General features: G+C 38.4%; 17 protein-coding genes, 1 other RNA gene and 1 other annotated feature. Of the genes, 5 read left to right on the top strand and 13 right to left on the bottom strand.

Annotated elements, in window-relative coordinates; genetic code table 11:
* Positions 1-158 precede the first annotated feature (158 nt).
* The 4 genes from ssrS to V7127_RS12275 all read right to left on the bottom strand — a co-directional run bounded on the left by ssrS (position 159) and on the right by V7127_RS12275 (position 4033).
* A non-coding RNA gene (ssrS, locus tag V7127_RS12290) (6S RNA) lies at positions 159-348 on the bottom strand.
* Positions 349-414: 66 nt separating this feature from the next.
* On the bottom strand, positions 415-2184 hold the full coding sequence (gene aspS, locus V7127_RS12285) for an aspartate--tRNA ligase (protein WP_335486380.1): 1770 nt from the start codon (positions 2182-2184) through the stop codon (positions 415-417).
* Positions 2185-2196: 12 nt separating this feature from the next.
* A complete protein-coding gene (hisS, locus tag V7127_RS12280) occupies positions 2197-3474 on the bottom strand; it encodes a histidine--tRNA ligase (RefSeq protein WP_335486377.1) in 1278 nt (425 codons plus the stop codon).
* Positions 3475-3550: 76 nt separating this feature from the next.
* Positions 3551-3797 (bottom strand) — a binding site (T-box leader).
* Positions 3798-3856: 59 nt separating this feature from the next.
* A complete protein-coding gene (locus V7127_RS12275) occupies positions 3857-4033 on the bottom strand; it encodes a hypothetical protein (RefSeq protein WP_335486374.1) in 177 nt (58 codons plus the stop codon).
* Positions 4034-4303: 270 nt separating this feature from the next.
* Between V7127_RS12275 and V7127_RS12270 the strand changes: the two genes are divergently transcribed.
* The 3 genes from V7127_RS12270 (at position 4304) to V7127_RS12260 (ending at position 8602) form a co-directional block, all read left to right on the top strand.
* Positions 4304-5659 carry an arsenic transporter gene (locus V7127_RS12270; RefSeq protein WP_335486371.1) on the top strand — a complete coding sequence of 452 codons (1356 nt, stop codon included), beginning with the start codon at positions 4304-4306 and terminating at the stop codon, positions 5657-5659.
* 43 nt (positions 5660-5702) lie between these two features.
* Entirely contained in the window at positions 5703-6392 is a 690-nt protein-coding gene (locus tag V7127_RS12265) for a DUF2642 domain-containing protein (protein ID WP_335486368.1), read from the top strand.
* Positions 6393-6829: 437 nt separating this feature from the next.
* Positions 6830-8602, top strand: a complete 1773-nt coding sequence (locus V7127_RS12260; protein WP_335486365.1) for an SH3 domain-containing protein — start codon at positions 6830-6832, stop codon at positions 8600-8602.
* A 191-nt stretch (positions 8603-8793) separates the two neighbouring features.
* Here V7127_RS12260 and dtd read toward each other — a convergent pair whose 3' ends face one another.
* From dtd to V7127_RS12225, 7 genes are all read right to left on the bottom strand, one after another.
* A complete protein-coding gene (gene dtd, locus V7127_RS12255; RefSeq protein WP_335486361.1) occupies positions 8794-9234 on the bottom strand; it encodes a D-aminoacyl-tRNA deacylase in 441 nt (146 codons plus the stop codon).
* A gap of 12 nt (positions 9235-9246) precedes the next feature.
* Positions 9247-11442: a RelA/SpoT family protein gene (locus V7127_RS12250; protein WP_335486358.1), complete on the bottom strand. Its 2196-nt coding sequence runs from the start codon at positions 11440-11442 to the stop codon at positions 9247-9249.
* Positions 11443-11697: 255 nt separating this feature from the next.
* Positions 11698-12210, bottom strand: coding sequence for an adenine phosphoribosyltransferase (locus V7127_RS12245; RefSeq protein ID WP_335486355.1), 513 nt, complete (start codon positions 12208-12210; stop codon positions 11698-11700).
* Entirely contained in the window at positions 12201-14567 is a 2367-nt protein-coding gene (recJ, locus tag V7127_RS12240) for a single-stranded-DNA-specific exonuclease RecJ (RefSeq protein WP_335486352.1), read from the bottom strand. The genes V7127_RS12245 and recJ overlap by 10 nt, the downstream gene beginning before the upstream one ends.
* 91 nt (positions 14568-14658) lie before the next feature.
* A complete protein-coding gene (locus V7127_RS12235; protein ID WP_335486562.1) occupies positions 14659-15519 on the bottom strand; it encodes a cation diffusion facilitator family transporter in 861 nt (286 codons plus the stop codon).
* Positions 15520-15673: 154 nt separating this feature from the next.
* Complete coding sequence (gene secDF / locus V7127_RS12230; protein ID WP_335486349.1) at positions 15674-17941, bottom strand: protein translocase subunit SecDF; 2268 nt, start codon at positions 17939-17941, stop codon at positions 15674-15676.
* A 157-nt stretch (positions 17942-18098) separates the two neighbouring features.
* Positions 18099-18395 carry a post-transcriptional regulator gene (locus V7127_RS12225; RefSeq protein ID WP_335486346.1) on the bottom strand — a complete coding sequence of 99 codons (297 nt, stop codon included), beginning with the start codon at positions 18393-18395 and terminating at the stop codon, positions 18099-18101.
* A 122-nt stretch (positions 18396-18517) separates the two neighbouring features.
* Between V7127_RS12225 and spoVB the strand changes: the two genes are divergently transcribed.
* Positions 18518-20080: a stage V sporulation protein B gene (gene spoVB, locus V7127_RS12220; RefSeq protein ID WP_335486343.1), complete on the top strand. Its 1563-nt coding sequence runs from the start codon at positions 18518-18520 to the stop codon at positions 20078-20080.
* Positions 20081-20104: 24 nt separating this feature from the next.
* Here the strand turns inward: spoVB and V7127_RS12215 are convergent, their stop codons facing one another.
* Positions 20105-20755, bottom strand: coding sequence for a DUF421 domain-containing protein (locus tag V7127_RS12215; RefSeq protein WP_335345544.1), 651 nt, complete (start codon positions 20753-20755; stop codon positions 20105-20107).
* A 201-nt stretch (positions 20756-20956) separates the two neighbouring features.
* Between V7127_RS12215 and V7127_RS12210 the strand changes: the two genes are divergently transcribed.
* Positions 20957-21349, top strand: coding sequence for a TIGR04086 family membrane protein (locus tag V7127_RS12210; protein ID WP_335345561.1), 393 nt, complete (start codon positions 20957-20959; stop codon positions 21347-21349).
* A 167-nt stretch (positions 21350-21516) separates the two neighbouring features.
* On the opposite strand, the gene yajC is transcribed toward V7127_RS12210, so the two are convergent.
* Positions 21517-21807 carry a preprotein translocase subunit YajC gene (gene yajC / locus V7127_RS12205; protein WP_335486340.1) on the bottom strand — a complete coding sequence of 97 codons (291 nt, stop codon included), beginning with the start codon at positions 21805-21807 and terminating at the stop codon, positions 21517-21519.
* Positions 21808-21879: the final 72 nt, after the last annotated feature.

The raw sequence follows: 21879 nt of genomic DNA, 5'->3' as shown, positions 1-21879 counted from the left end.
GCAGATGAAGTGACTGATGACTGATCATAATAATTCTCCCCTTCAGCGGGCACCAGATGAAGCGACTGATGACCTTGTTAGGCATTTTTTCACTCGAACCAAAACAAAAAAACCTATTCCTTCGATGTGGAATAGATTTTGCATTCATATGAAAGGAAAAGAGTCCCAATCGTGCCGTCGCTTAGATGCCTTCGTTTTGAACCCGCACAAAGCAGGTGGGTGTCCTGTTTCTGCATATGTAAGTCCTCATGCCATGAGGCGTTTACGCCGCTATAGAAAACTCTGGACTCCCGAAGGATAGATGTTCGGTCAAAATGTCAGGTTACACAACGAACACATCAGGACTCTTTAAAGATTAATTGTATTTTATCATATTCATATTTCTCTTACAAGCGTACAAATATAGGTCCATGCTCATTTTTTTACGTTTAATGCCAAGTGAAGATCATCTAATTGGGCTACACTTACTTCTCCAGGAGCATTTGTTAACAGACAGCTTGCACTTGCTGTTTTCGGGAATGCAATCGTATCACGGAGATTGGATCTTCCTGCCAGCAGCATGACTAATCTGTCTAAGCCAAGGGCAATTCCCCCATGTGGAGGTGTGCCATATTCAAAGGCTTCCATTAGGAATCCGAATTGTTCATTTGCTTCCTCTTGTGTAAAGCCAAGGACATTAAACATTTTTTCCTGAACAGCTCTTTCAAAAATACGAAGAGATCCGCCGCCAAGCTCATAACCGTTTAATACAAGGTCATAGGCTTGAGCTCTAACTTCGGATGGATTTGTTTCTAAAAGTTCCAAATCCTCTCTAAATGGCATTGTGAATGGATGATGTGCCGCAAAATAACGGCCTGCCTCTTCATCATATTCTAATAATGGCCAATCTGTAATCCAAAGGAAGTTAAACTTGCTTTGATCGATTAGACCTAGCTCTTTACCAAGCTTTAAACGTATTGCTCCTAGTGCATCAGCCACAACGTTTTTCTTGTCTGCCACAAATAGTAATAAATCTCCCGTTTCAACAGATAGAGTGGCTGTCATTGCCTTTTGTTCTTCCTCTGTTATGAATTTAGCAATTGGTCCCTTTAATCCGTCCTCTTCTGCCTTTAACCAAGCAAGACCTTTTGCCCCATAAACAGCTGCAAATTCTGTTAAGGCGTCAATATCTTTTCTTGAATATTGGCTGCCGCCATTTTTCACATTGATTGCCTTCACTTGACCACCGGATGATACGGCTCCTGCAAACACTTTGAAACTGGAGTCCTTCACAATCTCCGATAAATCAGTTAATTCCATGCCAAATCGAGTATCAGGCTTATCGGATCCAAAACGGTCCATCGCCTCCTGGTAAGTCATGCGATGGAATGGAAGTTGGATATCTAACCCCTTTACCTCCTTCATGACTTTTTTCATCATGTTTTCCATTAGGCCAATTATTTCATCTTGGCTCATAAAGCTCATTTCCATATCGACCTGCGTAAATTCAGGCTGACGGTCCGCACGTAAATCCTCATCACGGAAGCAGCGGGCAATTTGATAATATCTTTCAAATCCCCCAACCATTAGCAATTGCTTAAAAATTTGCGGCGACTGCGGCAAAGCATAGAATTCACCAGGGTGTACGCGGCTAGGAACTAAATAGTCACGCGCCCCTTCTGGTGTGCTTTTCGTTAAAATCGGTGTTTCAATATCAAGGAAGCCTTCCCCGTCCAGAAAATCCCTCATTGCTTTTGTTACTTGATGACGCATTTTTAATGTTTCAAACATTGCCGGTCTTCTCAAATCAAGGTACCGATATTTTAATCGAATATCCTCGGAAACATCTGTTTTATCATCAACCATGAATGGAGGAGTTTTCGCTTCGTTTAAGATCGAAATCTTTTTAACTAGTACCTCAATACGTCCAGTTGCAAGATTTTCATTGATCGTGCCTTCTCCGCGGGCGATGACTTCTCCTTCAATATCAAGCACATATTCATTTCTTACTTTTTCCGCGATAGCAAGTGCCTCTTGTGATACCTCGGGATTAAAAACAATTTGGATAATGCCAGTCCGGTCGCGTAAATCGATAAAGATTAGTCCTCCTAAATCACGACGCTTTTGTACCCAACCTTTTAAAATAACCTTTTCACCAATGGCGGCTTCTGTCACTTCTCCGCAGTAGTACGTTCTCCCAAACATTCTTTATTCCTCCTATTGTCTAGCTAGCTCTGTGAATTTTTCCACAAATGTATTTAGTTCCATTTCCGACTGTTCACCAGTTTCCATTGATTTTAGGGTGATTTTCTTAGCTTTAAGTTCGTCCTCCCCTAAAATCGCCACATATTTAGCATTGGCCCTGTCTGCTGCTTTAAACTGTGTTTTTATTTTTCTATTTAAATAATCTCTCTCTGCTGAGAAGCCAGCGAGGCGAAGCCTATGCAGTAATCCAACTGTATAGTCCTTTGCTTCTTCTCCTAGCGAAACTAAATAGCAATCAATCTTCTCATTAATTGGCAGTTTAATTTGTTCAGCCTCTAGGGCAGCGATAAAACGTTCAATACTCATCGCAAAACCGATTCCAGGTGCCTCAGGACCTCCAATTTCTTCGGTGAGACCATTATACCTTCCGCCTCCACAAAGTGTGGTGATGGCCCCAAATCCTTCTGCATTGCTCATAATTTCAAATGCTGTATGGTTATAATAATCAAGTCCGCGAACTAGATTTGGATCCACTTCAAATGCAATATCAAGATCAGTTAAATACTGCTGTACTTTTTCAAAATATTTCTTGGAATCCTCATTTAAGTAATCGATAATCGATGGAGCAGCCTTCATTAGCTCATGGTCTCTGTCTTGTTTACAGTCAAGAATTCGCATTGGATTTTTACCCAATCTGCTCCTGCAGTCTGAACAAAACTCGTCTATTCTTGGCTTAAAGTGGTTTACTAATGCTTCACGGTGTGCATTTCGGCTTTCTTTATCACCGAGACTATTAATGACTAGCTTTATCTTTTCCAAGCCTAGTTCTTTATAAAGGCTCATGGCTAAAGCTATAACCTCTGCATCAATGGCAGGATCATTGCTTCCAATGGCCTCAACACCAAATTGAACAAATTGGCGGTATCGTCCTGCCTGCGGACGCTCGTAGCGGAACATTGGTCCCATATAATAAAGCTTTACAGGCTGAGTTGCGTCCCCATACATTTTATTTTCAACAAAAGACCGAACAACTGCAGCTGTCCCCTCTGGTCTTAGCGTTAAGCTGCGTTCTCCGCGGTCTTCAAATGTGTACATTTCCTTCTGAACAATATCAGTCGTATCCCCAACACTTCGCAAAAATAACTCAGTGTGTTCGAATATCGGGGTTCTGATTTCGCGATATTGAAACTTCTCGCAAAGTTCTCTTGCTTTTTCCTCAATTAACTGCCATTTTTCTATTTCACCTGGGAGAATATCTTGAGTTCCCCGCGGTATTTGGATTGATGCCATATATGAATCCTCCTTATTCAAATAATAAGTAGTATTTTTAAAAAAATAAAAAAGCCCTCGCCTCCTTGTATACAATACAAGGGACGAGAGCTTATAAATTCCCGTGGTGCCACCCTAATTGAAGACGTCCTAAAAAGAACGTGCTTCCTCTTTTACAGTTAACGCCTGTGAACGTTCAGCTCCTACTAAAGGGAATGCCTCTTTCAGAGAGAAACCTACGAAGTGTTCTTTCATTAAATCATCATGCAGAAATGTTTTCAGCCTATGACATTTCTTCTCTTTTCACGTGGAGCTTAACTACTATTCTTCATCAACGGTTAATATTTCATCCTAATATTTATATTATCATACGTATCAACAATCGGATTGTCAATAGCGTTATTTAAGATCTTTCTAAATGTTTTTTTAATTTACGAACATCTCTTACAGATAAACCAAACTCTGAAGCTAATTCCACCATGTTTGAGCCTTGTTCTTTTTGAATAAAGTCATGAAAGTCTACTCCAAATAACTGGTTTTCTCCTAAGTGGGCAGATGCTCCCTTTTCACCAAATCTCATTTTTTTCACCCTTCGTTACGTAGTTATCTCCTATTCTTCCCACTTTTAGAATAGAAAATGCATTCTCTGGATGAACAACTAGTAAAACTAAGACTTTAATTTAATAGGCACTCATCTAATCATGCAATTGTCTCTATTAGACAAACATACATTTAGACAAATTTGGTCAATAATCTAGTTCCTTCTTTTTTCAGGCGAATATAAATATAAGCAAACGGACATGCAGTGTCATATGACTCTGCTCTGAAAAAAAAGAAATGGAGTGAGAAAATGTCATTTGAATTAGGAATTACCATTTTTGTATTTGTCACGACCATGCTGGTCATTTTTTGGAGGCCAAAGGGGCTCAATGAAGCTTATCCAGCTGCTGTTGGTGCAGGGATCATTTTACTAACAGGAATCGTATCTCGAGCAAATATTGAGGATATTATCAGCAAAATTGGCGGAGCCTCTATTACGATTATGGCGACAATTGTCATGGCAGTCATATTAGAAAGCTTCGGTTTCTTCCACTGGGCAGCTGCCCGGCTTGCTAGTATGGCAAAAGGATCAGGCTACCGTCTATATTGGTATGTTCAGCTTCTATGCTTCTTGATGACACTTTTATTTAATAATGATGGAAGCATCTTAATTACAACACCGATTTTAATTCTATTACTGAAAAACCTGCAGTTAAAACCCCATCAGCAAATCCCGTACCTATTAAGTGGCGCTCTTACAGCTACCGCTTCAAGTGCTCCTATCGGCGTCAGCAATATCGTTAATCTCATTGCATTGGAAATTGTAGATATGACGTTATATATGCATACTGCCATGATGTTTGTCCCAGCAACATTAGGTTTACTGTTTATGTCCTGGTTAATGTTTGTCGTAGTGAAGAAAAAATTGCCAAGAAAATTGCCAAATTCCACTTATGAGATCGAGGAGAGTTTTTTCACCAAAAATTTTCATCCTTTAAAAGGAAAACTTTCTGTCGAGACAAAGAGAAAACGTACAAAGTTTATGTTGAAAGTATTGCTGTTTGTTTTTATCATGCGCTGTTTATTATTTGTAGCCTCTTTTCTCTCCATTCCTATTTCTCTAGTTGCTGTGCTCGGATCCGTTGCTTTGCTAGTATGGCGATGGTATCACCTGCGAACAAACCCCATTGATATTTTGATAAAGACTCCTTGGCACATTCTAATTTTCGCTTTTTCCATGTACGTCATTATTTACGGACTTCACAATGTAGGACTGACGGCATTCCTCGTGAAATTATGTGAACCTATTGTCAACCAAGGGCTGCTCTATGCAAGCTTTACGATGGGCGGACTCGTTTCAATTCTCTCTAATATCTTTAACAATCATCCAGCCTTGATGGTTGGGACGATAACTTTAACAGAAATGGGGCTCGATCCAATTACTTTAAAGACGATTTATCTTGCAAATATCATCGGCAGCGATATAGGTTCCTTATTGCTTCCAATTGGTACGCTTGCGTCCCTGATCTGGTTGTATATTCTCAGACAGCATAAAGTGAAAGTGAAATGGAAGGATTATCTAAGTGTGTCATTAGTTGTTATCCCAATATCTACAATTTTTACCTTATTCTTATTGTACTATTGGGTACAAATGGTATTTGCCTAAATTTAATGATGGAATATGGAAAAATATTAAGGAGGAAAAGAGTTTGACTGATTTAATCACTTTACAAGGTAAACAAGTAAATTTACAGCTTGGGAAAGAAACAATTAATGGGATTTTACTTGACGCAGGAAAAGATATTGTTGTCATCTTTAATGGTCAACGGTATTTATATATCCCTTTGTTACACGTACATCATTTCCAGCTTAACAGCAATAAAGATGATTATGTAGATTCGCCTAGTGAATCTTCTGCGTTTGCAAAAATGGATCTTCTTAATATTAAAGAAGTATTAAATAAATCAAAGGCAGTGTTTACAGAACTTTATGTAGGAAAAGATTTATCTTACTATGGATATATAACAAATGTCTATAATGACTATGTGGGTTTTTATTCACCTATTTATAAGTTGATATTTATTTCAATAGACCATATAAAATGGCTTGTCCCTTTTAATGAAAACTCTTCACCTTATACTTTAAACAACATGAACCTATCTTTAAGCAAAAGTCACGTACAATTGGGAGTAAGTCCAACGAATTTTCCTTTACTTCCTAATTTGGAAGATCAGTTAAAAAAAGAAGCAGGAAAACTTGTCATCTTTGATGGGGGAAAAGATCCTAAAAAAGTGGGACTGTTAAAAAAGATTGAAAATAACCTCGCAGAAATAATACTTGCAAAGGGGGAGAATATATGTTTGAGGCTTTCCCATATAAAATCAATTCAAATACCATAATAGCGGGATGCATGAAGTCCCTAAGAAGCTTTTATGTAAAACTACAAAAAAAAGAGGCAAAAGCAGCGCCTCAAAAAATTCCTTTGTAAGTTATATAAATAAAACCACAAAGATAAGTTACAGTCACTTTTAAGATATGTTTTAGAAACCGGAAATGAACTAGGTAATTTACACGAAAGACATTAAATATTAAGAAAAAAAGCTATTTCATTTGAGATAGCTTTTTTCTTTGATGAAAAAGTCGCCAATAAGCAATAAAATTTATGATATTTTGACAATAGAGCAATCAGACGCATATTTTGAAACTTTTCATCTCATTTGGAAGGATTTAAGCGATCTAAAGAGAAGTAATATCATTTAGTAAAAGGAAAGGCTTGACTAAAAAAACAAAATTTGTTTTTCTTAAAGATGTGAATCTATCAAAAAGGAGGGAGCAAATGCTCAAGAAACAAATTCTCTTATTTTTTTGCTCTGTTCTCTTCATAGGATTAGCCACTCCTCCGTCAGCGGCAAAAGCAGTGGGCCAAACTGTCACAGTGGGAACAGATAGCTTAAATATTCGCAAAGGTCCCGGTTTGAGCTATCCGATCGTTGCGAAGGCAAAAAAAGGAGAAAAATACCCTTCCCTTTCCGAAAAGAATGAATGGATTGAAGTTCAGCTTGGTAACGGTGTTCGTGGCTGGGTAGCTAATTGGCTCGTGACGAAGGAAAGCGCGAGTATCTCGGACAGTTCCTCAGAAAAATTAGAGAAGAACAAGAATGCTACCATTTCAACAGATGGCCTTCGAATTAGAAAAGGTCCAGGGACAAGCTTTCCAGTGATTGGAACAGTTAATAAAGGAGAAGCATACACGGTTCACAGTATGGATGGAAATTGGGTGAATCTTCAAACGCCATTTGGCAATGGCTGGGTCTCTAATGACTTTATCCAAATCCAAACTAGTAGCAAAGCTACTAATTTAGAAGGAAAATCGAATGGCAGTATTACTGCAAATTCCTTAAATGTCAGAAACTCACCTTCTCTAAATAGTTCTATTATTGGAAAACTAAGTTTAGGAGACAATGTAAAGATATTATCTCAAACAAGTGAATGGACTGAAATCTCTTTTTCTGGGACGAAGGCATGGATAAGCAGCCAATATATTCAAATAGACAAAGCTGTTTCCAATAGTCCCGCTCCCGAAAAACAACAAAGTAAATCAACAAGCTCAGGTAAATCAGCCAAGGTAACGGCAACATCGTTAACTGTCAGAGATACTGCCTCTTTAAGTGGAAAAGCAATTGGCTCGGTACAACAAAATGAAAGCTATCAAATTATCGAGGAAGCCAATAACTGGGCAAAAATCGAGTATGAAAAGGGATTATTCGGCTGGGTGGCTAGCTGGTATTTGGACAAGTCTGATATCGCCAAACCTTCTGTAAGTGAGCAAAATGTGAAGAATAGCTCTCTTACAATTCTTCATGATGCAACTAACATTAGAAAAAATGCAAATACTCAGTCTGAAGTAGTACATAGGGCCAATAAGGGAGATATATTTGATATTATTAGTATCCAAAATGATTGGTATGAAATCCGTCTCTCTAATGGGGAAAGCGGTTATATTGCCGGTTGGATTGTTTCCGTAAATGGTTCAGCGCCTATGGTAGAAAAACCCGGATCAGAGTTACACTTGAAGAATAAAAAAATTGTTATTGACCCCGGTCATGGCGGAAGAGACAATGGGACAACAGGGGCAAGAGGAACGCTTGAAAAATTATTAACATTGCAGACAGCTCAAAGCTTATATGAAAAATTGAAATCTACAGGGGCTAACGTCATATTAACTCGTAATAATGATACATATATCCCTCTATCATCACGGGTGTATACATCACATTATCATAACGCCGATGCCTTTATCAGTATTCACTATGATAGTATGTTAGACCGGAGTGTTCATGGAATGACCACCTATTATTATCATTCCTATCAAAAGAATTTAGCTGCCAATGTTCACTCGTCTATTACTTCTAAGACAAATCTAAAGGACCGCGGCTATCGTTCCGGAGATTATTATGTGTTAAGAGAAAATAAGCGTAATGCAATTCTGCTAGAACTAGGTTACCTCAGCAATCCTACGGAAGAAATACTCGTATCTTCCAGCCAATTTCAAGACACGGTGACGACTGGCATTTACCAGGGGCTAGCTAGGTATTTTAAGGAGAACTAGATTTAATTCTTAAAGGCTAAATAAAAAAAGTCAGACACATTCATACTTAAGTATGAACACTGTCTGGCCTTTTTTATTGTCTAGCTTCAGCACCTACCCCCGACAAGCACAGGATGTGCTGACATCGGCGTTCGCCACAGGACGTGGCGGTATTTAGTCGATGTTCATCTTTCAAGGCGCTTACACTTTTCTTATTTACTATCAACAATTAGTGTAACGGGTCCATCATTCGTTAGCTGAACATCCATCATGGCGCCAAATTCACCTGTCGCAACCTTTAATCCTTTTTCACGAAGATAGGCATTAAAGGCTTCATATATTTTCAATGCGTGTTCAGGTCTAGCTGCTTCCATAAAATTAGGCCTGCGCCCTTTTCGGCAATCTCCATATAAGGTGAATTGGGAAACCGATAAAATTTCTCCGCCTTTATCCAGTAATGATAAATTCATTTTTCCGCTTTCATCTTCAAAGACTCGTAGATTGGCAATTTTATCAGCTAAAAATTCAGCATCCTTATCATCGTCTTCATGTGTCACTCCTACTAAGAGGACAAAGCCCTTTGGAATACTCCCAACTATTTCACCGTTAACCTTAACGCTTGCTTCCTTGCTTCTCTGTACAACTACTCGCATAACCAATACTCCTTAATTCATAATCCTGCGAACTGCATAAACATCAGGAATTTGTTTAATCCGTTCGACAACCTTCTGTAAATGGTTTACATTGTGAATCGCTATTGTCATATTAATTGTTGCCGCTTTATTACGGTCTGAACGGCCTGATACCGCAGAAATATTTGTTTTTAACTCATTCACTGCCTGCAATACCTCATTAAGTACTCCTCGTCTGTCAAAGCCCGTAATTTCGATTTCAACACTGTATTCTTTCCGGTCATTTAAGTCCGTTTCCCATTCAACAGGAATAAGTCTTTCTTTTGCTTCATCATTGACAATATTCGTGCAATCAGCCCTGTGAACAGAGACTCCGCGTCCTTTCGTAATAAAGCCAACAATTTCATCCCCTGGTACCGGATTACAGCAGCGGGAAAGACGGATAAGCAAATTGTCAATACCGGAAACACGGACCCCTGATTCACGCCTTTTAGTAGATGGGAACGATCGTAACTCAGAAACAGCATCTGTAATATTTGCCTCTTGTTCCTTATCACGCTTTCTGCGCTGCTTTTCTGTTAAGCGGTTTGCAACCTGAAGGGCCGTTACACCGTTATAGCCTACTGCTGCATACATGTCTTCCTCATTCATGAAATTAAACTTTTCGGCTACTCGTTTTATATTTTCGGCTGTAAGAATTTCTTTCAAATCGAAATCCATATTGCGGATTTCTCTTTCAATTTGCTCTTTACCCTTTTCAACATTCTCATCTCTTCTTTGTTTCTTAAAGAATTGACGAATTTTGTTTTTGGCTTGTGAGGTTTGAGCTAGTTTTAGCCAATCCTTGCTTGGGCCATATGAGTGCTTGGAGGTTAAAATTTCAATAATATCGCCAGTTTTCAGCTTATAATCGAGTGTTACCATTTTCCCGTTTATTTTCGCACCAATAGTTTTATTTCCAATCTCGGAGTGAATCCGGTACGCAAAGTCAATGGGAACTGATCCTGATGGCAGCTCGATGACATCACCTTTTGGAGTAAAGACAAACACCATATCAGAAAATAAATCAATTTTTAAAGACTCCATAAATTCTTCTGCATCGTTGGAGCTGTCCTGAAATTCTAGAATTTCACGGAACCATGTTAGCTTGTCTTCAATTGACAGTCTTTCATTGACCTTTTTACCTTCCTTATAAGCCCAGTGAGCAGCAATCCCGAATTCAGAGATTCGGTGCATTTCGAATGTACGAATTTGCACTTCTAACGGATCACCTTTAGGACCAATGACTGTCGTATGAAGAGATTGGTACATATTTTGTTTTGGCATTGCAATATAATCTTTAAAGCGACCAGGCATTGGCTTCCAGCATGTGTGGATAATACCGAGGACAGCATAGCAATCCTTAATGCTATTTACAACAATTCTGACAGCAAGCAAATCATAGATTTCGTTAAATTGCTTGTTTTGCAAAGCCATTTTACGATAAATGCTATAAATATGCTTAGGTCTGCCGGAAATTTCTGATCGAATGGAAACTTCATTCATTCGGTTGCGCACCTCATTGATTACATCTTCAAGATATTGCTCCCGCTCAGCCCGTTTCTTCTTCATTAGGTTAACAATTCGATAATATTGCTGTGGATTTAAATATCTTAGAGCTGTGTCCTCTAGCTCCCATTTAATTTTTGAAATTCCCAGACGATGGGCAAGAGGGGCAAAAATTTCTAATGTTTCATTAGAAATACGGCGCTGTTTTTCAGCAGGCAAATGCTTAAGGGTACGCATATTATGAAGTCTATCTGCCAGCTTTATTAAGATGACACGAATATCCTGTGCCATTGCCACAAACATTTTGCGATGGTTTTCTGCCTGCTGCTCTTCTTTCGATTTATATTTAATTTTTCCAAGCTTTGTTACACCGTCAACAAGCATGGCCACTTCTTCATTAAAGGCTGCCTTAATATCAGCAAGTGTGACCTCTGTATCCTCTACAACATCGTGAAGAAAACCGGCTGCAACCGTAGATGGATCCATTTCTAAGTCGGCCAAAATGCCTGCTACTTGAATGGGATGGATGATATAAGGCTCACCCGATTTTCTATATTGTTCACGATGGGCATGTCTTGCATATTCATATGCCTTCTCAACAAGCGCCACATGCTCATCATTTAAATATACTTTCGTTCTGTCGATGACTTGTTCAGCGGTCAGAACATGATCGTTCGCCATGGGATCACCTTTTATTATTAATTTTCATTTGTCGATTTGTCATTTTCCGTTTAAAACTGTCATAACAAAATTAGAATGATTGCTACTATTATCGAAAAAAAAAGCGAATATGTAAAGGGATAGCGATTAATTTCCTGAAAAATAAAAAATTTGTCGAAATTTGTAAATTTTTAATAGGATATATCCTTTGCTTTTTATTAAGTGTGCCGATCGTTCCATAATAAAAAGAGCGCCCCATCAGCGCTCCCGTTTAAATTAATATTCCATTAAAGTAAGAATATCATATTTTCCAAGCTTATCTCGCCCATTTAAATATGACAATTCAATTAAGAATGCAATTCCAGCTACAATACCGCCAAGTTGTTCAACTAATTCAATGGTTGCTTCAATTGTTCCTCCAGTTGCAAGCAAATCATCTGTTATTAGTACTCTTTGTCCTGGCTTAATGGCATCTTTATGGATGGTCAGAACATCCTTCCCATATTCTAACCCGTATTCCACTTTAATCGTCTCACGAGGAAGCTTTCCTTCCTTTCTAACTGGAGCAAAGCCGACTCCTAGTGAATAAGCAACAGGGCAGCCAATAATAAATCCGCGCGCCTCTGGACCTACAACTAAATCAATTTGCTTTTTTTGTGCGTATTCAACGATTTTGTCTGTGGCATATTTATATGCCTCACCATTATCCATTAATGTCGTAATATCTTTAAATTGAATACCTGGCTTTGGCCAGTCCTGGACGATTGTAATATACTGTTTTAAGTCCATTCTTTTACTTCCTCCTCAAATTTCACAGAACCTTGGATTACTGAATCGAAAAAGCTTTTTAACTGTTGATAAGTTGAATATAGCAATTCGCTTTCGATTGTGTATTGTTTACGTCTTTGTTCATAAATAAGCGAATCAGTTAAATCACGTTTTTGCGAAGTCTCATTAATAGAAATGATTCCATTGTTTATTTTAACAAAATCTAATTCAAAAAACACTTGTGACATGAAGTCAATTGTTTCTTTGCTCCATCCTTTATGCTTTGCAATATTGTCTCGGTATTGCTGAAGGCTAATTGGACCCTTTTTCAATATAAAGGCATAGAACCATTTGAAATGATCCCTCGTTGGAAGTGTGCTAAAAAAGGCACTCTCCTCTTTATAGAAATGTGCATATACCCTTGAAGGATTTTTCCCAGAAAATAATTGGGTCAGAAATTCCTTGGAGGGTGGAAGATCCGTTAATATCACATTTTCTTGATCTATATTTAATGCCGCTGCTTCCTCATATGAACTTACTGTTACCATATTCTCATTTATATATGTTGGAAACTTTATAGCATTTTCTTTATTAAATACAATCCATTTAGATTGTTTTTTGGGGATCAAATCTATTAATTGTTCAAATCGTTTAATCCCCCTTATATCAAATAGCTGCCAGTCTTGAATAACCGCATCCTGGAGGAAAATTTGCGGCTTTCGGATATTATTCCATTCATTAATCGAAAGCTCTCCAATTACGGATATTTTAGAATATGGCGAAATATGCTCATATAATTCTCCTAGTCCGAATCCTACACCATCAAGTGTACTGCCTTCACTCTCAATTGTCATTTTCAAATGATTTTGATCCGAACCGATCTTTCTCATATTTGCAATGCTTGCATCCTTAATTAATATTTTTGGCTTCGGATTATCCATTCCAAATGGGGCGAGCATTTGCATTTCCTCTATAGAATTCAAGTGAATCTCTGACATATTTACTGTACCATCCAACGTAGTGACTGGAATAAAGTCCTCATCTGCTAATTGTTCCTTTGCTGCTGAATTTAGCCTGTTTCTAAGCTCATCGACATGACTCAGTTCCAATGTCATGCCGGCAGCCATCGGATGCCCGCCGAAATGAGGTAATATATCTCTGCATTCAGATAGGTTTCTAAATAAATCAAATCCTAATATACTACGTGCAGAGCCTTTTGCTAAGCCCTTCTCTCTATCAAAGCTTAAACAAATGACTGGACGGTAGAATCTTTCTACTAGCTTTGAAGCGACAATTCCTATAACACCTGGATTCCAGCCTTCTTGACCGATGACAAGGACTGCATTTTCATCGATTGGATAATTTTCTTCAACCTGACGAATTGCTTCTTCAGCAATATTGCTTACTAGCGCTTGTCTTTCCTTGTTCATTTGCTCTATTTCCTCAGCTATCGCTTCAGCCTCATAACTATCTTCAGTAAGCAATAAGTCAACAGCCGGGTCTGCACTATCCAATCTCCCAGCAGCATTTAATCGTGGCGCGATCAGGAATCCTACCGTTTCTTCCGTTACTGAGCCTGGTTCTACCTTGTTTTGTTTTAGTAAGGCTGTTAAGCCAACATTATTAGTGGACTTAAGCTTCTTCAAGCCTCGTTTAACGATTAATCGATTCTCTCCTTTTAAGGAAACTAAATCTGCAACCGTCCCTATTGCCGCTATTTCTAGAAGATGCTCTGGCAGTTTACCGTATAAAGCATGAGCTAATTTAAAAGCAACCCCAACACCAGCTAACTCACGAAATGGATATTGGCTTCCTTCAAGTTTCGGGTGGATGATAGCCAATGCCTTTGGCAATTCTGGCCCTGGTTCATGGTGATCTGTAATAATTAAATCGAGTCCAAGCTCAGCAGCAGCAGCGGCTTCCTTTACTGCAGCTATACCCGTATCAACCGTTATTATCAGTTTGATTCCAATTTCCTCTGCATATTGAAAGGCTGGGATATTTGGACCATAGCCTTCCGAAAATCGGTTTGGTATGTAGAATTCGACATTAGCGCCTAATTCCCGAAGTACCTTCATCATCACGGTCGTACTTGTCACACCATCTGCATCATAATCTCCGAATATTAAAATCGGTTCTTCCTTATCTATCGCCTTTTTTATCCGTGTTACGGCAATTTCCATATCAGCTAATAAAAAAGGATCATGAAATTCTTGTTTATCATCAAATAGAAAACTTTGTGCTAATTCCGGTGATTCAATTCCTCTATTTACAAGCAATGCAGCAAGGAGAGGAGTTAAATTTAATTGTTGAACGAGAAGATTTTGCTTGTCTTCATCTGATTTCCGAACAATCCAGCGAGTTTTTGATTGTAACATTTGTTCACCCCTCAACTTTTTAATTATACAAGAGGGTCCTTTGTGTTTCAATGCGAAGTCCTGAAAAAAGAAAAACAGCGAAGGACGCTGTTTAATTTTCATCTTCTTCATTATAGGGATTAATATGAACAAACACATTGTGAACATTATTCATTTTTAATAGCTTTTCCTTTACCTCCTTGCCAACTCGGTGACCCTCTTCCACGGTCATATTCGGATCGACCGAAATCTTCAAATCAATGATCACATAATGCCCATGCTCTCTTGCATGAAGCTGATTAATTTTCTTAACTTCCTTAACACTTTCCACTGCTTCTCTTAATTCCAGTGTATCCTCTTCATGCAGCACATGATCAAGTGTGTTATGAATCGATTCTTTCCCTAGCGACCACGCCATTTGGATAACCATGAGGGAAACAATCACCCCAGCAACAGGGTCAGCATATTCCAGCCATTCGATGCCAAGCTTACCGCCGATGATCGCAGCACCAATACCAGCCAATGCAGCAAAGGATGAATAAACATCTGATCGATGCTCATAGGCATTAACAATTAATGCATCACTATTCAACTCACGCCCAAGCTTGTATTTGTAGCGAAATAATGCTTCCTTTACAATAATTGAAAAAATAACAGCCGCAATAGCTATTGTTTTTGGTGCTTCTATTGGTTTAAAAAAAGCTGTTACAGATGACTTGCCAATTTCAAATCCAACAAACAATAACAAAACAGCAACAATAATAGCTGAGATAGATTCTGCCTTCCCATGTCCATATGGATGGTCTTCATCAGGCGGCTGCTTTGCTGCCTTCAAGCCTAAATAGACTGCTAATGATCCAGCAATATCCGAGGCAGAATGTACAGCATCAGCAATTAAAGCACGGCTCCCCGCATAGACGCCGATTCCCCATTTGACAATCGCAAGGACAATGTTTATCACGATGCCAAGCATGGCTGCAAATTCAGCCTTTTTAAATCGATCATCTTTATGATTCAAAATGAAACTTCCTTCCTAAAAAATGAACTTGTTGCTAGTTTATCCTATTTTCAATGATTATGAGCATACTTTGAAAAAAAGAAAACCCCAGGATATCCTGGGGTTTGAATTATACTTGAGGTTCATCGCTAATTTTTCGTTTTTCTTTCGCTGTTTTAATTACACCTTTTTTCTTTAACTCTTTCCCTTTCCAAACGAGCCACAGTTGAGCACATAAGAAAATGGAGGAGTAAGCACCTGCTACCAATCCGATTAGTAAAGCAAAGGAGAAGTTACGGATGGCTTCGCTTCCGAATATTAAGATTCCTAATACAGCAATAAGAAGGGTTAAGACAGTATTAATAGATCGTCCCATTACTTGACGTAAGCTTGAATTAACAACATCTGCAAGTTCTTCAAACGTTTTAATTCGCTTTTTCTTTTGCATATTTTCGCGCATCCGGTCAAATGTAACGATTGAATCATGAAGGGAATAACCAATAACCGTTAAAACAGCCGCGATAAAGGTTAAATCAACTTCTAATCTTGTAATGCTAAAGAAAATGATGATAAAAAACGCATCATATAATAGACCAAGAATAGCTGCAACAGCCATATACATTTCAAAACGGATGGTTACATAAATGATGATACCAATAGAGGCAATCAACAAAGAAATGAATCCATTTTTCGCCAACTCTTTTCCGACTGTTGGTGAAACCGTACTTACATTTGGTTCTGCTCCCAATTTTTCATTGAAATGGGATTTTAATTCAGCAATTTCGTCCTTACTGAGAACCCCTTTAAGTCTTGCCACACCAATTTCTTGATTCGTTCCAGAAATGACAATATCATCTGTTACTATATCTAATTCAGCTAATTGCTCTTTTACTTCAATTTTTGTTAGTGGTTGACTTGATTGAAGCTGCACACGAGTCCCACTTGAGAAATCAATCCCTAAATTCAGGCCAAACATAACCACGCAAATCAGCCCAATTCCAAGAATGGCCCCGGAAAATATAAAATATTTTTTCCGATGTTTAACAAAATCAAAGCGGTCAAACCTTGTCGGCAAATCAACTGTATCATAATTTTCTGCAATATCTTTAATATCACTTTTCTTAACACCGAACCAGCTTGGCTTTTTATTAAATAGATTGCTGTTTACCCATAGTCCAAGGAGTATCCTAGAGCCATAGACAGCTGTAATGAAGCTGACTAGGATACTAATAATCAACATCGTGGCAAACCCTTTAATGGAACTTGTCCCATAAACAAATAAAACACCAGACACTAAGATCGTTGTAATATTGGCATCGAAAATCGTAGATAAAGAATTTTTGCCACCTGCTTGAAAAGCAGACTTAACCGTTCTCCCTACTCGTAATTCTTCTTTAATTCTTTCGTACGTAATAATATTGGCATCGACTGCCATTCCAACCCCAAGAATGAGGGCAGCAATACCAGGAAGCGTCAATACAGCATTCATCCAGTCAAATATAAGGAGAATTAGATAAATATAAATTGACAGTGCCACAGTAGCAATAAATCCTGGGAATCGGTAGTAAACGATCATAAATAAGTAAATAAGCGCAATACCGATAATCCCGCCTAAAACTGTTTTGTTCAAGGCTTGCTCCCCAAATTGGGCACCAACAGATGTTGAATATACTTCAGTTAATTTAACAGGTAGAGATCCTGCATTTAATAAGTCCGCTAATGTCTTTGCTTCCTCGATCGTGAAACTTCCAACAATCGAGACTGTATCTTGGTTAAATACTTGACTTACCGCTGGGGCAGAGATATAACCTGGGTCTGCTTTCCCTGCTTCTTCTCTGAAGGAAGTAGTACCCTCCTCAAAGTCAAGCCAAATGATGAGCAGATTATTAGGTGCTCCCATATTTACAATTCGTTCGGTTACTTCTTTAAATTTACTTGCACTTTTCAGTTTAATTGAAACACTTGGCTTTCCATTTTCATCAAAAGTTTGCTTTGCTCCGCCTTCTGCCAAATCGGAACCATCCATCAATGGTTCATCATTTACATCCCGAAAAGTCAGATTGGCTTCAGTAGAGAGTATTTCACGCGCTTTTTGCTGATCAGAAACACCAGCCAGCTGGACACGAACTCTATTATCCCCTTCAATTTGAATATTAGGTTCACTCACTCCTAATACGTTTACGCGTTCATTCAAGGCTTTTGCCGTACTGGCTAAAACAGTATTATCAATTTTTTGATTTTTATCAATCGGTGATACCTCATACAGAACCTCGAATCCACCTTGAAGATCCAGTCCCAGCTTAATATCTTTTAGAATATTATTTGTTGTTGTACCCATCAAACTTCCAATCAATAATACAATCAGAAAGAAGGCAACAATTCGTCCTCGCTTAACCATTATGCAAATGTCCTCCTTAAATACAAGCCTAAATTGGCTCACAGCATAAAACATACATAAACTATCTATCTCATCACTTTATACCGATGATTCGACTAGAATTCCATTTATCATTATGAAACAGTTTGCAAAAGCTGTCAATTTTTCTATAGGTGAGTTATTTTAAAAGCTTACGAAGCTCATCTTCATCATCAAATGCAAAGTCCGCCTCTTTAAAAGCTTCGACCGTGGCATAATTGAAATACTCGCCAACCTTTACGGAAAGAACATCCTGAACAATTTCAGATATTCTCTTATTTTCATCTGCTTTCCGCCACTTTTTTCTCTTTAGAAAATTCCAGAGCTCTTGTTCAGAAACTTGACCATACCCTAATAAAGCAAACTCCTCTTGCTTACTTTTCAACGCCGGTTTCAATTCATTTCGAAGATGATCATATGTATGGCTGATTTCCATAACAGCCGCCTCCTTATTCAATTTAAAAGGAAAATAAAACTTTGCTTGTCATGCTTTGTCCACTTCCTAGCATATAGTTAATTGTATATGATAACACCTATTTTGAGAAGGCAGGGAGCCAAATGTCGAAGTTTTTAAAAGGAACGATGATTCTACTGGCAGCTGGACTTGTTACACGGGTGCTTGGGTTTATTAATCGGATTGTTATTGCAAGATTTATCGGGGAAGAAGGCGTTGGTTTATTCATGATGGCTTTCCCAACTTTAATTCTTGCTGTTACTATAACACAGCTTGGTTTACCTGTAGCTATATCCAAAAATGTGGCGGAGGCAGAGGCAAGAGGGGATAAAGCCAAAGTAAAGAAAATATTAGTTGTATCATTAGCAACCACTATTTCTCTTTCTGTCATATTTACTCCTGCATTAATTTTCTTAGCCCCTTATCTAGCTGATACGTTATTTACCGATTCACGCACATATCTTCCACTATTAGCCATTGCACCTGTTGTTCCAATTATTGCTATTTCTTCTGTTTTAAGAGGTTATTTTCAAGGCCGGCAAAATATGAAGCCTGCAGCTATTTCACAAATGCTAGAGCAAATCGTAAGAATTACATTAATTGCAGCGATGACGAAAGCGTTTCTTCCATATGGGATCGAATATGCTGCGGCCGGCGCAATGCTTGCTTCGGTAGTAGGTGAATTAGCTTCACTAATCTATTTAATAACCACTTTCAAAATCAAAAAGAAATTCAAAGTCCGGAAGCATTTTTTTAAGTCTGTCAAAACAGGAAAAAGCACCTTTAAAGATTTAATGAGCATCGCCCTCCCAACTACAGGAAGCCGAATGATTGGTTCTTTGGCGTGGTTTTTTGAGCCCATCGTTGTTTCTCACAGTCTTGCTATTGCGGGGGTGGCTGCTATCGCTGCAACGAAGCAGTATGGGGCGCTTACTGGCTTTGCTTTACCGTTATTAATGCTCCCATCATTTATTACTCACTCGCTGTCAACTGCTTTAGTTCCAGCCATTAGTGAAGCAAATTCAAGAAATCAGCATCATATTATTGAATACCGGCTGCAGCAGGCACTTCGCCTTACATTTTTAACAGGCGGCTTGGCAGTTGTTGTATTATTCGTACTGTCAGATGAATTGATGAAGGTTATGTATGGATCCAATAGCGGGGCTCAATTTATTAAGCTGATGGCTCCATTTATCATCTTTTATTACTATCAGGGTCCTCTTCAAGCTACCCTCCAGGCACTAAATTTAGCAAGAGCCGCTATGATCAATAGCTTAATTGGAGCCATTATCAAAACCGCGGTCATTTTTATTTTGGCTAGTCAGCCTACATTCGGAATTAACGGCGTAGCAATGGGGATTCTTGTTGGATTCGTGCTTGTCACACTGCTGCACTTCGCGACTGTGTTAAAAGCCATTTCTTTTACATTTTATGTACGCGACTACTTGAAAACCTTTTTGGTCATGGCGCTTTCAGCATGGGTAGGATTTTGGCTGCTTCAGAATTTAAACTCTCAGTTTTCTCTCACCATTCAAGTACTGATCATTACATTCATCATCACGATAGTTTATTTAATTTTTACTCTCTTGCTTGGACTTGTAAAAAAGGATGAAGTCAGCCGTATACCTTGGATTGGCAAACCATTTTCAAGATTTGTCTTTAAATAAAAGTAAGAGACCGCACAGTGTCCCTTACTTTTTTTCATCCTTTAAATCGATATAAAACTGACCATTTTCAAAGCTGCAAAAGGAGATTTTCTGTATTTCGGTGTATCCCCTTTTTCTAAGCTGCTGGCGGAGCCAAAAATTTGTTTGGTTAATGCTTTCTAGACCTGATTCCTGAATGATTCCATCTAAGATTAACGGAACTGTTAAATTTCCTGTTTTCTTTTTTTCCTTTTTTAATACAGATAATTCACCTGTCGTTTCCAATATGGCAAATTCTACATCGGTAATATTTCGTATATCCTTCCCTCTTAATTGCAGAAGCAAATCATCAAAGTTATAACGATGCTTTTTCATAGCTGCCTCATCGATCTTACCTTTATTAATTATAATGGTTGGCTTCCCATCAACAAGATCACGAAACTTTTTGCTCTTTAAGGTCAAAAAGCCAAGCGTGATTTGGATAACCATTAACACTAACATAGGGAGAACATTTGGCAAGAGCGGGGACGTTGGGTTTTCTATAGCCAATACGGCCATTTCAGCCAACATGATCGTTACTACGAAATCTATCATACTTAGCTGTCCAAGTTCCTTTTTACCCATGATTCTAAAAACTGCCAATATTAGGGTGTACAAAATAATGGTCCGCAATATGATCATGGAATAATCATGCACTTTTCATTCCCCCTTTAGTGACATTCTCTTTTATTATGGGCAAAAAAAACATATTCATGTGATATATTAGTTCCAATTTGAGCAAATGCAATTCCTTAACTAAGAATTCGATTCTATTTTTTCTTTGTGTGAATATGCTTGTACTAGCAGTATTCTTGTACCAATCTGCGATCTAAATAAAAAAGAAGGGAGAGGGGCAATATAGAAGAATCAAGAAATATCAGCGGTGCTATTCTTTATGGGATTATTGCAGTTTTTGTGCTAGCCTTGATCAGCAGCTTAATATTTTCACTATTATTAAGATTCACTTCTCTACAGGAGTCATCCTTACAATTTGTCATTACTGCAATCTCCTTCATTTCGTTATTTATTGGCGGCTTCATTTCGGGTGGCAAGGGAAAACAAAAGGGATGGCTTCTTGGTGGGTTAACAGGGCTTGTTTATTCTATTATTATTTTTCTTTATCAATACTTAGGAGTAGACAGTCTATTTGATACAGAGCAAATTATTTATCATACATGTTATATGCTGACAGCGATGATGGGCGGCATATTGGGTGTTAATATGTCGAATAAGACAACGAGAAATGCGTAGAAAAGCGCAAGCGCCTTGTTCACCCCCGACAAGCACAAGACGAGCCTCCCGGAAAGGTGTACTTTGCCTTTCTGGGAGGATTGGCTTGTGACCTCGAGGGGGTAGGCGCTGGAGCTAGACATATAATAAAAAAGAAGCGGAATCTTATAACCCCGCTTCTTTTCTCATTAAGATTTTGCTAGTATATCTCCGCCAGCAGCTGACTCTGTTACTTCGCGAATCGCAGCACGATCGTATGTAAGACGGCTACCATCACCACATTTAATGACTACTTTTCCTTCATCAATAGCATCGACAAAGCCATGTAGACCCCCGATTGTAACAATCTTATCTCCCTTTTTCAGGCCGCCCTGCATTGTTTGAACCGCCTTTTGGCGCTTCTGCTGCGGACGAATAAGCAAGAAATAAAATAGAACAAACATTAACAATAGTGGTCCAATTGTACCTAACATTTCCATTTACTTTCCCTCCTTCCATATAAAAAGATTTTCCTCAAAAAGTCAGGGTTTGTCCATCTTTTTGAATATGCA

The organism is Bacillus sp. JJ1773 (genome assembly GCF_036962035.1).
Taxonomy (GTDB): domain Bacteria; phylum Bacillota; class Bacilli; order Bacillales; family Cytobacillaceae; genus Cytobacillus.
This window is presented reverse-complemented; position numbering and strand designations above follow the sequence as displayed.

Excerpts from the sequence above, each read along its gene's own strand:
- aspS (WP_335486380.1), bottom strand. The coding sequence starts at position 2,184 with ATGTTTGGGAGAACGTACTACTGCGGAGAAGTGACAGAAGCCGCCATT.
- hisS (WP_335486377.1), bottom strand. The coding sequence starts at position 3,474 with ATGGCATCAATCCAAATACCGCGGGGAACTCAAGATATTCTCCCAGGT.
- V7127_RS12275 (WP_335486374.1), bottom strand. The coding sequence starts at position 4,033 with ATGAGATTTGGTGAAAAGGGAGCATCTGCCCACTTAGGAGAAAACCAG.
- V7127_RS12270 (WP_335486371.1), top strand. The coding sequence starts at position 4,304 with ATGTCATTTGAATTAGGAATTACCATTTTTGTATTTGTCACGACCATG.
- V7127_RS12260 (WP_335486365.1), top strand. The coding sequence starts at position 6,830 with ATGCTCAAGAAACAAATTCTCTTATTTTTTTGCTCTGTTCTCTTCATA.
- dtd (WP_335486361.1), bottom strand. The coding sequence starts at position 9,234 with ATGCGAGTAGTTGTACAGAGAAGCAAGGAAGCAAGCGTTAAGGTTAAC.
- V7127_RS12250 (WP_335486358.1), bottom strand. The coding sequence starts at position 11,442 with ATGGCGAACGATCATGTTCTGACCGCTGAACAAGTCATCGACAGAACG.
- V7127_RS12245 (WP_335486355.1), bottom strand. The coding sequence starts at position 12,210 with ATGGACTTAAAACAGTATATTACAATCGTCCAGGACTGGCCAAAGCCA.
- recJ (WP_335486352.1), bottom strand. The coding sequence starts at position 14,567 with ATGTTACAATCAAAAACTCGCTGGATTGTTCGGAAATCAGATGAAGAC.
- V7127_RS12235 (WP_335486562.1), bottom strand. The coding sequence starts at position 15,519 with ATGCTTGGCATCGTGATAAACATTGTCCTTGCGATTGTCAAATGGGGA.
- secDF (WP_335486349.1), bottom strand. The coding sequence starts at position 17,941 with ATGGTTAAGCGAGGACGAATTGTTGCCTTCTTTCTGATTGTATTATTG.
- V7127_RS12225 (WP_335486346.1), bottom strand. The coding sequence starts at position 18,395 with ATGGAAATCAGCCATACATATGATCATCTTCGAAATGAATTGAAACCG.
- spoVB (WP_335486343.1), top strand. The coding sequence starts at position 18,518 with ATGTCGAAGTTTTTAAAAGGAACGATGATTCTACTGGCAGCTGGACTT.
- yajC (WP_335486340.1), bottom strand. The coding sequence starts at position 21,807 with ATGGAAATGTTAGGTACAATTGGACCACTATTGTTAATGTTTGTTCTA.